The organism is Hymenobacter volaticus (genome assembly GCF_022921055.1).
GTDB classification, from domain to species: domain Bacteria; phylum Bacteroidota; class Bacteroidia; order Cytophagales; family Hymenobacteraceae; genus Hymenobacter; species Hymenobacter volaticus.
In genome coordinates this window covers 4,477,769-4,491,966 of record NZ_CP095061.1, presented here as the reverse complement: position 1 = coordinate 4,491,966, position 14,198 = coordinate 4,477,769, and the positions used below count along the sequence as shown (strand labels likewise).

The 14,198-nt window shown below is 49.6% G+C and carries 9 protein-coding genes, 1 tRNA gene and 1 pseudogene; 5 read left to right on the top strand and 6 right to left on the bottom strand.

The features are described from left to right. Positions 1-10: 10 nt before the first annotated feature. From MUN86_RS19640 to MUN86_RS19630, 4 genes are all read left to right on the top strand, one after another. Positions 11-652, top strand: coding sequence for an AlbA family DNA-binding domain-containing protein (locus MUN86_RS19640; RefSeq protein WP_245119696.1), 642 nt, complete (start codon positions 11-13; stop codon positions 650-652). Further along, positions 634-933: a DUF8451 domain-containing protein gene (locus tag MUN86_RS32790; protein WP_502592233.1), complete on the top strand. Its 300-nt coding sequence runs from the start codon at positions 634-636 to the stop codon at positions 931-933. Before MUN86_RS19640 ends, MUN86_RS32790 begins: the two co-directional genes overlap by 19 nt. Before the next feature lie 337 nt (positions 934-1,270). Next, positions 1,271-1,777, top strand: a complete 507-nt coding sequence (locus MUN86_RS19635; protein WP_245119695.1) for a hypothetical protein — start codon at positions 1,271-1,273, stop codon at positions 1,775-1,777. Between the two features lie 244 nt (positions 1,778-2,021). Continuing rightward, on the top strand, positions 2,022-3,029 hold the full coding sequence (locus MUN86_RS19630; protein WP_245119694.1) for a hypothetical protein: 1,008 nt from the start codon (positions 2,022-2,024) through the stop codon (positions 3,027-3,029). 76 nt (positions 3,030-3,105) lie between these two features. On the opposite strand, the gene MUN86_RS31280 is transcribed toward MUN86_RS19630, so the two are convergent. From MUN86_RS31280 to MUN86_RS19605, 6 genes and pseudogenes are all read right to left on the bottom strand, one after another. Then, on the bottom strand, positions 3,106-3,354 hold the full coding sequence (locus tag MUN86_RS31280; RefSeq protein ID WP_280640541.1) for a type I restriction enzyme endonuclease domain-containing protein: 249 nt from the start codon (positions 3,352-3,354) through the stop codon (positions 3,106-3,108). Further along, the gene (locus tag MUN86_RS19625; RefSeq protein ID WP_280640540.1) at positions 3,312-6,224 is read right to left on the bottom strand and encodes a type I restriction endonuclease subunit R; all 2,913 of its coding nucleotides are present in this window, start codon (positions 6,222-6,224) and stop codon (positions 3,312-3,314) included. Before MUN86_RS19625 ends, MUN86_RS31280 begins: the two co-directional genes overlap by 43 nt. Before the next feature lie 105 nt (positions 6,225-6,329). Beyond that, positions 6,330-7,625, bottom strand: coding sequence for a restriction endonuclease subunit S (locus MUN86_RS19620; RefSeq protein ID WP_245119693.1), 1,296 nt, complete (start codon positions 7,623-7,625; stop codon positions 6,330-6,332). Then, positions 7,609-9,188: pseudogene (locus MUN86_RS19615) on the bottom strand (type I restriction-modification system subunit M). The gene MUN86_RS19620 and the pseudogene MUN86_RS19615 overlap by 17 nt, the downstream one beginning before the upstream one ends. A 406-nt stretch (positions 9,189-9,594) precedes the next feature. Further along, a complete protein-coding gene (locus MUN86_RS19610; protein WP_245119692.1) occupies positions 9,595-13,314 on the bottom strand; it encodes a hypothetical protein in 3,720 nt (1,239 codons plus the stop codon). 363 nt (positions 13,315-13,677) lie between these two features. Continuing rightward, positions 13,678-13,750, bottom strand: a tRNA-Gly gene (locus MUN86_RS19605). 161 nt (positions 13,751-13,911) lie between these two features. Here MUN86_RS19605 and MUN86_RS19600 point away from each other — a divergent pair. Continuing rightward, a complete protein-coding gene (locus tag MUN86_RS19600; RefSeq protein ID WP_245119691.1) occupies positions 13,912-14,145 on the top strand; it encodes a hypothetical protein in 234 nt (77 codons plus the stop codon). The last annotated feature ends 53 nt before the right edge of the window (positions 14,146-14,198 follow it).

The window sequence follows — 14,198 nt, the reverse complement described above, 5'->3', positions numbered from 1 at the left end:
TTAAAATCTTATGCCTACTCATCAATACAGCCTGTTCTCCGACCCATTAGAAGATGCCGTTATTGCTGCGTTCCCGCAGTTTGAAGGCAGCGAAATAGAGTATAAGTCTGCTAAAGGCGGGTTTCCTGGTTCTTTCTGGGAAACTTATTCTGCATTTGCTAATACAGAAGGTGGCCTAATCGTGCTGGGCGTTAAGGAAGAAGCAAACAATCGGTTTGTAGCTGATGGTTTAGCACTGACCCAGGTACAACGTTTCCGGCAAGATTTCTTCGACACACAAAACAACAGAAATAAGATTAGTGCCGACTTACTTAAAGATGCGCACGTCCAAGCAATCCCAGTGCCGGATCAGGTTGACCAGTACTTCCTAGCTTTTGATATACCACGGGCCAACCGTGAGCAAATGCCGGTTTTTGTGGGGCTTGACCCCAACACCGGCACTTATAAGCGCCGCGATGGTGGCGACTATCGTTGCACTCGCGATGCAGTGCGCCGTATGATGGCTGATAGTGACGCCAATATGCCTGCCGACAGTCGCATCCTGCGGGGTTTCTCCTATCCAGATGACTTGGACTTGCGCAGTATCCAGCAATTTCGGCAGTTGATGAGCACTATTCGACCGGGCATCCTTGGTTGGCTGAGGACGACCTAGAGTTCTTACGTAAACTAGGAGCTTATCGCTATGACCGCCAAAGTAAGCAAGAGGGATTGACGCTGGCTGGAGTGCTCATGTTTGGCAAAACGGATGCTATTCACGATCCTGAATGTGCACCTCAATTCTTTCCAGACTATCGAGAGGTCCTTACCCAAGACTCCGATGTAAGGTGGACTGACCGAATTTATCCGGACGGAACGTGGGAAGCTAATTTGTTCCAATTCTTCCGAGTAGTATGGCCACGAATTTCTGCGGGCTGCCTCGGCCATTCCAACTAAAAAATGGGCAGCGACAAGACGAAACTCCTGCTCACATTGCCTTGCGAGAAGCATTTATCAACTCCTTAGTTCATGCTGACTACAGCGCACCTGGAAGTTTAGTAAGCATTCGGAGGCCACACGGATTTCAATTTACTAATCCTGGTACGTTACTAGTATCCATGCGCCAATACTACGAAGGAGGTACTAGCATTTGTCGCAATAAGGCTCTGCAAAAGATGTTTGGTTACATTGGGGTGCGGAGCAGGCCGGAAGCGGGGCCGACAAAATTGTGCGCGGATGGGAAAGTGCTCATTGGATGCGCCCCTATCTAGATTTACGAGATGAGCCCGATCGTGTGACCCTGGAACTTGAGATGGAGAGTATCTTATCAGTTCAAGCACAGGAGAGGTTGCATGAAGCTTTTGGTGAGCAAGTTGAAACTATATTCGGAGACGCGTTGACAGTTCTCTCTATAGTAGCTATGGAAGAAAAAGTTACCCACCGGAGTTTGCGCTATCGTGTGAACATGCATGCAACTGACTTATCTGGCTTGCTCAAAACTCTGTGTCAGAAAAGCTTTTTAGTTTCTACAGGCCGTGGATCTGGCACGACTTACTCACTGAATGAGACTGATAGTAATGCTCGGCATGAGACCATCTCAATGGAGATTTTGGAGAGCTTAAACCAAAACCTGGGGACTTCAAGCAAGAACCTGGAGAGCTTTGACCAAAACCTGGAGACCTCAAGCAAGAACCTGGAGACTCCGGGGATAGCCTGGGTATTTTCGAGAAAAACCTGGAGAGTTCCGAGAAAAGCCTGGAGACTATTGAAGAAACACCCGTTTCCGAGTCAGCTTCTGTAAAACTAGAACAGATACTGCTAGAAGCCGCAAGATCAGGTTGGTGCTCTTTAGCGCAACTAGCGGAAGCCACGAACAAAAACGGCAAATACCTAATAAATGAGGTTATTCCCACCTTAATAAAAGCAGGGAAGCTAGAGCGGCGCTACGCTACTAATCACCCACGCCAAGCATATCGCACGGTGAGGTAATGTAGGAGTGATGTAGTTTGCGGCCTCGTAGATACTTATCAGATTATATCTTACCCATGAACACAAACGACATCTTGTACTACCCTTATATTAATATTCCTAATAGTATATGGACGACTAGAGCATTGCTCTACTGGGATAGCGTTGGTGCTATTGTGCCAGAAGAGTATATTCATAATCCTGAGAGACTAGATGCTTTCATGCACGATTTAGTAAAAGCTAGTTTAGTAAAACAAATTATTCCTATAGAATTCACTCGTGATTTACCTGATTTTAAAAAATGCTTTCTAGATATAGTTTTAGATTCAAAATTCTTGATAAATAAGAAAAGGAAGCTTTTTCAACAAGGAAAGCATTTCAGAATTCATGTTGAAAAGTTTGATGTAGGCATAATGAATGCCCTGAATGAACTTGAACTAGCAAGACGGGATGAATGGCCTTGGTGGTGTGTAGAAGAGGAAACCGCACGAATGCTTATGGTTTATTTAGCTTCAGCAATTTCTATTGTTGACAACCGTACTCCAGTCACTGACCAAGTTTCAGTTATCGGTAATCACAGAACTTTCTCTAGGCCAGAAGAAGATGAAAAACGAAAAGTGTATTCTTCAATTAGAAGCAGACTCTTAAATGACATTATGCCGCTACCATCAGAAATCAGTGTCAGCAAACTGGTAAAATTCAAAGAGAAAAATAGCCAAGAATTAAGGCGTTTCCGAAATAAGGTAGAGCAATTGACAGTTGGTTTATCTGCTTTAGAAAATCCTTTGGATTTCGAGAGAAAGTATAAGCTTGATATCGATGAAATAAATGATAGTAAGGAATTTATTTGCAGTAAATTAAAAGAATCAAAATTCGGTAAAATTTTCTTTGGCACTATATGCTCTTTATCAGCCACAGGAATATCTGTAGCTCAGACCCCCAAGGAATTAATGTACTGGACCGCTCCATCTATTATTAACGCTGTCTGGAACGTAGTAGACTCACACAGAAAATCTGAAATCAATAGGAGGGAACCTTTCAGCTATCTAGCTCTAATCGAGAACAGCTTCAAAGTACCTGTGTAAAAACTGCCTGTACAACAGATTTTATCTTTCTAAGTGCTTGAGATGCAGTAGAGCCAAACTTTCAAAACTTCTTAGTTTAAAATACAGCTCTGTTTTTCTTGAAATTTTCGGCCTGTCCGAAAATCTCTCCATACACCTCGTCGCGCTCCACAGGCGGGTAGCCGAACTCATCGAGCAACAGAATTAGGCCCACTTTTAGAGCCGACTTAATATCTTCTCGTTTGTTCCAATCGGGGAAGCGGGCTTGCTCGTCGACCAGCGCCTTAATAGCTTTAGCCAGGGCTATGAGCTGTTCTTCGGGTAGCGGAAATCGTACTTCGCGCACAGGGCTAGCAGGATGTCGTAGAAGGCTTTTTCCTCGAAGTCAATACCCAGGATGTCGCCGGCTGAAAACTCGTTTTGAACCTCCCAAATCAGGTTGGTGAGCTGCTCGGCTATTTCCTCGTAGACTTCGCTGCGCAGGATGTCGTTTTCGTCGCGCTCGTTGTAGCGGTCTACTAGTGCCTGCATCTTCTTGGTGAAGTCGATGCCCTTCACCTGGTTCACCTTGCGCATCTGGCCGATAACGCGGGCTAGGAGCTGCTGAAGTAGTTTTATCTTGGTGTTGGGTAGCTTGATTTTACCGATTTTTTCGAGGTAAGCTTCATCGAAGATGTCCTGCTCGGTGTCGCCGTCGGTGCCGAGCTTGATGATTTCCTCCACGCCGTCGCTAGCTAGGGCATCCTGAATCATCTTGCGCACTTGGGCGCTCATCTGGGCTGTGTCGGGGGCGTCGCCCTTGGTGAGCTTGAACACTATGGAGCGGACAGCCAAGTAGAAATGCGTCTGGTCGCGCTGGGGCTGGGTGAGTTTCTCGCTGCCGGCGCAAATGTCGTAGGCGGCTTTCAGGCGCTTCACCAAACCCATGAAGCGGGTTTCCTGCTCCTTGGTCAACTGCACGAATTCGGCGGCCATGTTCAGCGTGTGCAGCTGTTGCAGAGCGCTGCCGGTGAAATACTTGCTGCTATCGAAGGTGTGGAATAAGCGGGCCAGCAGGTCCAAATGATCCCGCACTACTCCCAGCGACTGGTCAATTTCTTCGAAATTTCGCTCGTCGCCCTTGCTGTACTTAGCCAGCGCCAGACCCATCTGGCTTTTGAAGCCAATGTAATCGACTACTAAGCCCTTGTTCTTGCCTTCGTAGGTGCGGTTTACCCGCGAAATGGCCTGAATCAGGCTGTGCTGCTGAATGGGCTTGTCTATGTAGAGAGTATCGAGAAAGGGCACGTCGAAGCCGGTGAGCCACATGTCCACGATGATGGCAATCTTGAAGTTGGACTTCGCGTTTTTGAACTGCCGGTCCAGCTCCTTGCGGTACTCTTTGGTGCCCAGCAGGTCGTACATGTCCTTTGGGTCATCCTTGCCACGGGTCATTATCATCTTCACCCGCGCCATTGGCTTCAGTTCCTTCTTCTCCTTTTCGGTCAGCTCGGCTCCTTCTTCGGCAGCCAGCACGTCGGCCCAAGCTGGGCGCAGCTCGATGATGTTCTGATAGAGGGCGTAGGCGATTTCGCGGGAGCTGCACACGAACATGGCTTTGCCCTTCACGGTGGCGCCTTCGCTTACACGCTTTTCGTAGTGCTGCACGAAGTCGGCAGCCAGCACGCGCAGGCGTTTGGGGTCGCCGAGGATGGCCCGCATTTGGGCGGTTTCTTCCTTGCTTTGTTCGATTTGGTAGGCATTGGCCCCGTCCTCGGCGGCCTGCGCGTAGTAGCGCTCTATCTTTTCCAGCTCGCCGTTGTGCAGCACTACTTTGGCGGCGCGGCCTTCATACACGATGCGAACGGTGATTTCATCCTTCACCGATTCGGTCATGGTGTACTCGTCTACCACCGGGCCGAACACGTCCAGCGTGGCATCTATCGGGGTGCCGGTGAAGCCGACGTAGGTGGCCTGGGGCAGCGAATCGTGCAGGTATTTGGCAAAGCCGTAGGTTTTGGTGACGCCGGTGGCCGTCACGCGCACCTTCTGCTCCAGATTTACCTGGCTGCGGTGGGCTTCGTCGGAGATGCACACGATGTTGGCGCGGCGGCTCAGCAGCTCGGTGCCCTCGGTGAATTTGTGGATGGTGGTGAGGAACACACCACCGCTCTGGCGGCCGGCCAGCAGCTCGCGCAGGTGCTCGCGGCTTTCCACGCTCACCACGTTCTGGTCGCCGATGTATTTCTTGGCGTTGGTGAACTGACCGGCCAGCTGGTCGTCGAGGTCGGTGCGGTCGGTGATGAGCACCACGGTGGGGCTAGCAAAGTCCTCGCTGCGCATGAGCAGCCGCGTGAGGAAGAGCATAGTGTAGCTTTTGCCGCAGCCGGTGGCCCCGAAGTAGGTGCCACCTTTGCCGTCGCCGGTGGGCTTGCGGGCCGCCCAAATCTGGTCGTACAGCTTGTGGGCCGCGTAGTATTGGGGGTAGCGGCACACTACTTTCTCGTCTTTCTTCGAGCTGTCGGGCAGGTAAATGAAGTTGCGGATGATGTCGCGCAGGCGGGTGCGGTCGAACATGCCCTCGACGAGGGTGTAGAGGGTTTTGATGCCGTCCACGTCCTCGGCTAGACCGGCCACGCGCCGCCAAGCGTAGTAAAACTCGTAGGGCGCAAAGAAGGAGCCAGCCTTGTTGTTCACGCCGTCGCTGATGACGCAAAATGCGTTGTACTTAAACAGCTCCGGGATGTCGCGCTCGTAGCGCACGGTGAGCTGTACGTAGGCGTCGTGAATGGTGCAGTCTGGCTGGATGGCCGTTTTGAACTCGAACACTACTAGCGGCAAGCCGTTGATATATAAGATGCCGTCAGGGATGCGCTTCTCGCTGCCCACGATTTCCAGCTGCGTCACGAAGCGGTAAATGTTGTGGTCAGCAGCGGCGGCGTAGGCCGGGGTAGCCTCGGCGGCCAAGTGGGGCAGTTGGTCGGCGGTGGGCTGCTGCTGGCGGGTGAGGCCGGCATAGTCGAGCAGTTGCACCCAGATGTCTTTCTGGCCAGGGTCGTCGCGCTTGAGGATGAAGCCATCGGCCAGCAGCAGCATCACGACCTTGTTGCTCTCGTAGAGGTCGGAAGCCGGCAGGGCACGCAACTGCCGCACCACAGAGTTGGCTTCAGCCAGAGTGAGGCCCTCGGCCGCGTAGTGGGCCAGCAAAAAGGCCCGCAGGTCGGCTTCTAGCAGCACCTCTTCGGGGGCGCGAGCCAGGGTATTGCCCAGTTGGTGGGGTAGCCCTGCCCGGTCAGCAGCTCACAAAAAACCTCCTCCAGCTTGGCCTCGGTAAACTTCATATCAGGAAAAAGAAAGGGTAAGCTGCGCCGGTTTAGTAGCGGCGGGTTTGGGCGCGGCTAGAGCGGTTTCGATGGTGGCGAGCTTGGAGAGAAGGAGGTTTTTAGCCTTTTGCAAAGCAATTATTTCCCTCTTCAGGCTATCAGAATGTGTCGAAGTTTTGTCTAAAACAGTAGCAAGCATTTTCTGCTCTCGAGCTGCCGCAATTAGAAAAGGCTTTTTTACAATATCTTCTCTTTTAGCAATATTGACTTGTGCGCTTCCTCCTGATTCTGCAATCAGTAAGTCGTTGCCCTTTTTAGACCTGAGAAAAAGCTCGAAGATGGACAAAGAGCATTTAGAAGGGTCAACACGTAATATCAATAGGGCCTGGTTGATAATGCCGACCTTATCAGCTTCATTGATTCGTGTTATTCTGCCAAGAGTTCCAGAACAGCTAATGACTAAGTCGTTAGGCTTGACAGCAAATCTTTTAAGCTGAGAAAACTTATCTGAGTCTACATAGTATCTGAAGTTTCTATGCCCATCAATAGCATGCTGTTGTTCATAAACAGGAATGCCTGAAGGCCTCATATCTTCAACTTTTAACGCAGAACCGAAAGGCCCTCGGATATATCCTTTTGTTTCTAAAACAGCCCCAATACTTCCAAGCCTCCATCCTTTCGGAATTTCCCCCAACTCACTCTCCACCATTTCGCCACCGCTACTTTTGTAGGGCTGGCCGGCTTCATTGGGAAACTCAAACTCCACAAACCACTGCTTGTAAATGGCCTGGGCCGTAGTTTCGAGGGTTTGAATGAGCTGGTTGTTGAGGGTAATGCGGTTTTGAATAGTGTGGTATTCGGCCACGATTCTGCGCTGTTCCTCAATCGTGGGAATAGGTAGGCGCACTTCGTACATCTCATCAATGTCGAAGAACTCGTGAGCACTTCCGTGGCTTCTGAATCTCGCGTAGCGGTCAAACTCCGGTCGACGGAACCACATCATCAGGTATTCCGAATTGAGTTCGTTTTCGTCCTTACTGCGAAAAATGCGGTAGGAAGGCGAAACGATGCAATCGGGGCCATTCCGCAGGGAGATGGAAATCTTTTCACCGTTGCGGGTAGTGGCTCGATTGAATGCGAATTGGTTTGTTCGCACAACCCGGTACTTCGACAAATCAACCCCAATGGTATTGGTCTGGGACTTCTGAAAATGCTTGTTGTTACTGATTCCAAGCAACAGCTCAATCTTCCAACCCGTGTTGAACTCATCGACTGGCTCGATGTAATCGCCCAGCCGCTTAAAATTTGATTTCATAGCCGAGTTCTTCAAATACGGTTAATAAATCGCGCTTGGAGTTCTCTTCCTGCCGCAGTAGGCTAGCCATCTCAGCCTGCAAACCAGTCATTTTCTCGTCAAAGTCAATGTTCTCATCTCTGTTAACGAACTCAATGTATTTGCTCGGAACCAGCGAGTATTCCTTGGCTTCAATCTCAGCTTTGGTAGCGGAGTAGCAGTATTCAGGTATATTCTCGTAGCCATTATCTGACTGTTGCCAGTTGTGATATGTACCGGAAACAGCAGCCACATGCTCCTCGCTGAACTGGATGAACTTCTTTTCAAAAGGCTCACCTACTTGCCGTAGGTCCATGAACAGGACTTCCTGCTCCCGGCTGCGGTAGTGACGTAGCTCGTCGCCAATCTGCTTAGTTTGTTGCTTTTTATTCTTATTCAGAATCCAAATGGACACGCTGATGTCGGTGGTATAGAACATGCCCCCGGCAGAATTACAATGGCTTCCACTAGATCATTCTCAATTAGCTTGCGGCGGATTTTTTGTTCCTCACCGCCGCCGCTAAGAGCCCCGTTGGCAAGTACGAAGCCGGCCACGCCGTTGTCGGAGAGCTTGGCGGCAATGTTCAGTATCCAGCCGTAGTTGGCGTTGGAGCGTGGCGGCACATCGTAGCCGAGCCAGCGGGCGTCATCGGTCAGCTCGTTTTCGCCGCGCCAGTCCTTCTGGTTGAAGGGCGGGTTGGCCATGATGTAGTCGGCCTTGAGGTCAGGGTGCTGGTCCTGACCGAATGTATCGGCGGCCTTCTCGCCTAGGTTGGCCGAGATGCCCCGAATAGCTAGGTTCATCTTGGCCAGCTTGTAGGTGGTATTGGTGTACTCCTGCCCGTAGATGGACACCTTCTTCTTGCTGCCGTGGTGGCTCTCGATGAATTTGATGCTTTGCACGAACATGCCGCCCGAGCCGCACGCTGGGTCGTAGATGATGCCCTCGTAGGGCTCAATCATCTCGGCAATCAGGTTTACGATGCTGGCCGGGGTGTAGAACTCGCCCTTACCCTTGCCCTCGGCCAGCGCAAACTTGCTTAGGAAGTACTGGTACACCTTGCCCACCACGTCCTGCTTCTTGTCCTTGAGCGTGTCGATGTTGCTAATTTCATCCACCAGCGCCGCCAGTTTGGTGGGGTCCAGCCCGAGGCGCGAGAAGTAGTTGTCGGGCAGCGCGCCCTTCAGCGCCTTGTTGTCCTTCTCGATGGTATGCAGCGCCGTGTCGATGATGAGCGCCAAATCGGGCTGCTTGGCCCGGTCCTGAATGTAGCTCCAGCGCGACTTCTCTTCCAGGAAAAACACGTTTTTCATGTTGTAGAAGTCGGCCATTTCCAGGTACTTGTCCTTTCCCTCGGCCACTAACTCCTGCCGGCGCTCGGCAAACTTGTCGGAGGCAAACTTGAGGAACACCAGCCCGAGCACGACGTGCTTATACTCGGCCGGCTCCACGCTGCCGCGGAGCTTGTTAGCCGATTCCCACAGGGACACTTCGATTGCTTTTTCCTTAACCGGTTTCTTGGGTGCTTTTTTCTCTTTAGCCATTACGGAGGGCCTGAATTTTAATCATTGTCATCCGGCGAAAGCCGGGTAAGGTAAAGGTAGAATGCTATGAGGTCAGTTTACACTGCTTCACCTCCAACTCTATTCTGGTAGTTGCTTCAGCTATTCGTAGTCAAGCTTGCTAGGTGCTAAGCAACTGCAAATTTACTTGGAATGAATAGGCGACAGTTCGCACGGCCAGGCTCCCCGAGTTACATATAGAGTTCATCATCCCTGTTCTTCTCCCGTCTAATTTGGTCGTCCAACTGGTTTAGGTTGTGGCTTGCCCAAGCAGCTACAGTGGCGAGCGGGTGCTGGCGCACAGCAGCGAACAATTGACGCTTTCCCTCCAGCAGTGGCACCAAGGAGCCTGTCCATGAAAATGACCCCATATTTGCCTCCAGGTTACTCAATACTTCCGGCAGGTGCCCGAAATCATCCAGCAGTCGCCTGGCAACAGGGTGCCAAGACGGTAGTGACGGTACTTGAGGCTCGGTATCTGTAGTCGGCTCGGATTGATGCAGATGGCCATACGAAGGAGCAGTCTTCTCCTGTTCGGCAAAAATGGGTGTGAGTTCTGCAAGCCGGGCGGGTGCCAGTGACTGATAGGCACGACACCAAGCGAATATTGCCTCAATATCGCCGATAAATAATACCCGATGGTTCGGCTGACACTGCCGATGCCGGAACCCAGAATGTGTTTCAAGCCATAAAAGGTGAAGTATTGCTCATCTTGGGCCAGCAGGGCCGCGGATAGTTCAGGCCATACAGCTGTAAAATGATTTTTTAGCAGCAGTTCGTAAACCTGTTGTACATCGTTGTCCAGATGGTAGTAGTTGTCCCAAGTAATGGATGCAATGATTGACTTATTGACAAGCACCGCAAATTCTTGCCGCGCCCCGTCTAACAGCCAAAGAATCGTTTGTGAACCTCGGTATCTGTCCTGCTTATCGTTCAATACATTCGCCACTCCCAAGCTGCGCACGCACTGCTCCAGCATGGGGAGCAGCAACTCACGCAGGCGAACATCATTAAAGGCGAGGGTGAAATATAAATCAAGTACGACGTGGCAACTTGCTTCCCCATAAGCCAACAGTTGTTCGCCAAATTCTAACAGTTGTTCATCTGTCAGCTTTTCTAGCAGCCCACCATACTTCAGCGTAGAAAATTCCTGTACCTGGCAGTTGCCTTCAGCTATGAGTTGGTGCAATAGCCCTAGGTGATGATATCCCTCTGGGTCGGAAGCCACGTAGTAAAAAAGCTGACACTGTAAGTTGGTATCCCTTAGTAGGCGCTCATAAAACCCGGTTTTCACTTGGTCAGGAGTTGCCTCAACAAATCCAGCCAATAATGACAGATCCCGGGTAGCTGGGTTTGCCTCACTTAGCAGTTTAGCGGACAATTCTATAAACCTCTCAACCTCCGAGGTATTACTCTCTATTAGCTGATAGAGACGCTTGCCAAAGTAATACGAGTACGGCTGCCGCTGTTGGTAGAGCAAGGGCAGAAGAGTTTCCCATTCCAGCGCTTCCCCAATAAACTCTTCAGTCATTTCCTCCATCAATTGCCTGTGTTTTTCGCCAGAATACCTTTCGTCTAGTAGTATAGCAGAATTTTGCAGGTCGGTATACCGGGTCAAGAAGTCGCCCTTAGTGGTAGTCAATTCCGCTAGCAACTCATCTAGATTAGTTCGTTCCTCAGGAGTAAGATTATTCTTTTCAAACCTAAGTGTGAACCTTACTGCTTTCTCGGTGGCAAACCTTTCAAGATACTCGTGAGCAACTAGTTGTCTTAACGTTGGCACTAATAGTAGTAGCTGCCCCGCCCGAGCAAGTCCTCTCATGCTATTCAGCAAAATGTCTGCTGCCATATGCGCGTAAGGGGAGGCACTTTCCACAAATACAGCCAACCGATCAATAATGTGTCTCCAATAGTCAGCTATCTCCGCTCTGGTTGGCCGATGATCCTGCAAGGTTTTGGTACCCTGTACCTCTGCGCCGTTCGTGCGAGTAAAATGTCCAAAACTCAAGCCCACACGCATGGCTTTCAAAGCCAACTCATGATAGAATTCCTGCTGTTGTGCCATTCCCCATTCAAGCAGACGCCACCGCTCGTTTAGGTTGGCCTCTGTACCAGCCAGTAATATTTTAAATAATTGCAGTAGCTGGCCGGTAGCGTTATTGGCCCAAGTTTCGTTTTCCGCTGCTGCCAGCGCATATAGAAGGCGGGAACTTTCCGCAAACGTGCGCTCGTCAAAACACAGCTTTTCCAGCACCCAAACTAAGTTGCGGCGGCCTTTCTCGATAGCCAGCAACTGTGCTTGCGTCATGCCTGCGAGTTGGCGCACTAGGTAAGCTGAAACAGCTACTGGGTTCACTTCAGCAAGCGAGCGAAAGAGACGTGAACCCAATTCTGAATTGAGCACTTCCGCGTTGTCAAAAGGGCCGCCTAGGGCGACGAGTTTTTCTACGATTGTTACCGCCCGCTCGTCAACTCCCAAGTACTTCATCTGGTCAGCCCAACCATCCATGAGGCTGCGACGGTCCGGTTCAGTCAACCCATCAATTGCACTTAGTACTTGCCCCATGCGCGGCGGCGGGCATGCATCTAGCCACTCCTGCGCTAAATACATGGCCAACGGAAAGGGGCGCATACCGACAGTGCGGCCTTTGCGCTCAAAAATTTCTCTCTGTTGATAATACTTCTGGACTTCGTGAAACTCCTGCAAAATCACTTCAGGCCTACCGTCGAGAGCTGTGATTGCCGCATCTAGCGCAATGAACTTCACCTGGGAGTATAGTTCCTCCTCCACTCCCACATAGCTAAAGAGAGCGTACGACCTTAGGATAATTCGCCACCGCTTATCCTTGCCTTTTTCTCCCAGCAAGTTGTCAAGTAAGCTCTTATCGTCAAGCTTGCCTACAAGTGTTTCGCCCTTTTTCAAGCTCTCTACTAGTAACACTGCCATGAGAGGAATCCCCTGCGCAAATTGCTTTATTATAGCTATTCTATCTGGCCCTAATGCAGTTAGTTCTTTCTCCAATAGCTCATCTACTACTTCAGCTAACTCGTTTTTCGCGACGAGCAAATAGTCAACATCCCTTATCTGTTGGTGATTTTCCTCTGGATTAGAACTAGTAGTTAGTAGAAAAAGCTTGTTGCGCGAGTTATGAACGACTGGAGTCAGGCTCCGATGGATTTCTGCCGGACAATTATCCAGTACAACTATTTGGTCGGCACCATCACGCACTAGCTTCTGGAATAATGATTCATAATCAAAATCCGGATGGTTGTTACAATTCAAATACAAAACTCGGCTGCTCAGCAAAGTAGAGGCCGCATCTGATTGTGGGCGGAAAAGTTCTAACAGTATCCGAGTCTTACCCAACCCGGATAAACCCAATAGCCGGATACTGTTAGAAGACTCGTTTACTGCTTGCTTGATAGTTGATTCTACCGCCGTAATTCGCTCGTTTCGATAGAATGCGTCGGCTGGGTTTATTCGCTGTTCCCAATCCGGCCAAGTAAGTAACGGAGAGTACTTACTTTTCATGCTCTGCAACGCAAAGGTGGCTGTGGCCTTCAGTGCAGAAAACAAGTCGTCAACCAGTTTTTTCTGGGCTACCTCTCTTTCGCCTGCGTCTTGCTCAGAATATTTGTATTCAATAGGAAATTTCGAATGTCTGACATCAAAAGGAATATTGTCAGGATTATCATTTGGAGAGCCATATGCAGTATTTAAAATGCATATTATTTTTTCATATCCCAACGCTTGCTGCGCAGCACCATACTCGAAGAATACATTGACGTTTTGCAAGGGCTTAGTGCTCACTTTGGTTAGCTTCCGAGCAATGCTACCCAGCCAACCAACTTTTGGCAGTGCATTCACTACAGATATATCTGCAATGAATATGTCACATTTTGGTATCCGCTCGTCCATTATAGTGGCAGCTACAGGAGGCGTACCTGGTACGCCGCGTACACCATCTTGTATTGAAAAATAGACTCCACGAAAGTCAGCAAGCTTTTCCAGTCGCTTAATGGCTTTTTCAATGCAATTCTGGATGAAATTCCGATTGTACTTCGTGGAAGTGGTTGACTGCCAGGAATAGAAGATTGTAATATTCACGATTTGTATTTTTGTTCTAACGCAGACATTTGATTAAAATGACTCGATGTCAGTATATGACAGCCGATATATTGTAATGAGCTAAGTAGAATGGACAATATACCAAACTAGGTTGTCTGGTATACGAACACCTCATTAGCCTCAGGACCAAGCTCTATCAGGCACCTAGTGTATCTCTTCTTTTTGGGTGGAACGTTGTGAAAACTCATCTACCTCTAAAAAGAGCAGAATCAGGTAATCTATCGCATTCCTTTTTCGAATCGAACGGCAAGTGCAGAAATTCATTACAGGTTGTTTAAACCATCGTTTAAACCAAAACAAATCAGCCACCCAGATTTGCATCTAAGTGGCTGATAATGAATGAGCGAGAAACGAGGCTCGAACTCGCGACCCTCAGCTTGGGAAGCTGATGCTCTACCAACTGAGCTACTCTCGCGGGGCTTGGTGAAACAAAAATACGTTGTGGAAATCAATATGCAACGCTTCTTAGTTTCTAGCTGATAGTTCTTTCTGAATTGGGGAATTCAAGAGCTCGTTTACTAGTTTAAACTTGTCGGCGTATAAGGACCGGCTGCTTTGCTCATCAATTTCGTTTCTATGGCTCCGCTTCCTCCCGTTACACGCCGTCTCGTGGGTCGTTTGAATATGTTAGCAGGTTTTATGCTGCTCGTAGCATTAGCCCTGCGCATTGGCATAACCTACTACATGTATCAGCAAGTCGGCATTGCCGCCTTATACAACCGAGAGTTAGTGTTCAGTTTGCTGCTGTTGATTGGCGGAGTGCTGTTGCTCCGTTTTGGGTGGAGTATGGCAAGGCGCAGCAGAGTGTAGCAAGACAATCGTTCACTGTTGCTAGTGCAAGCGTAGCCGTGCCTTGCGTAGAT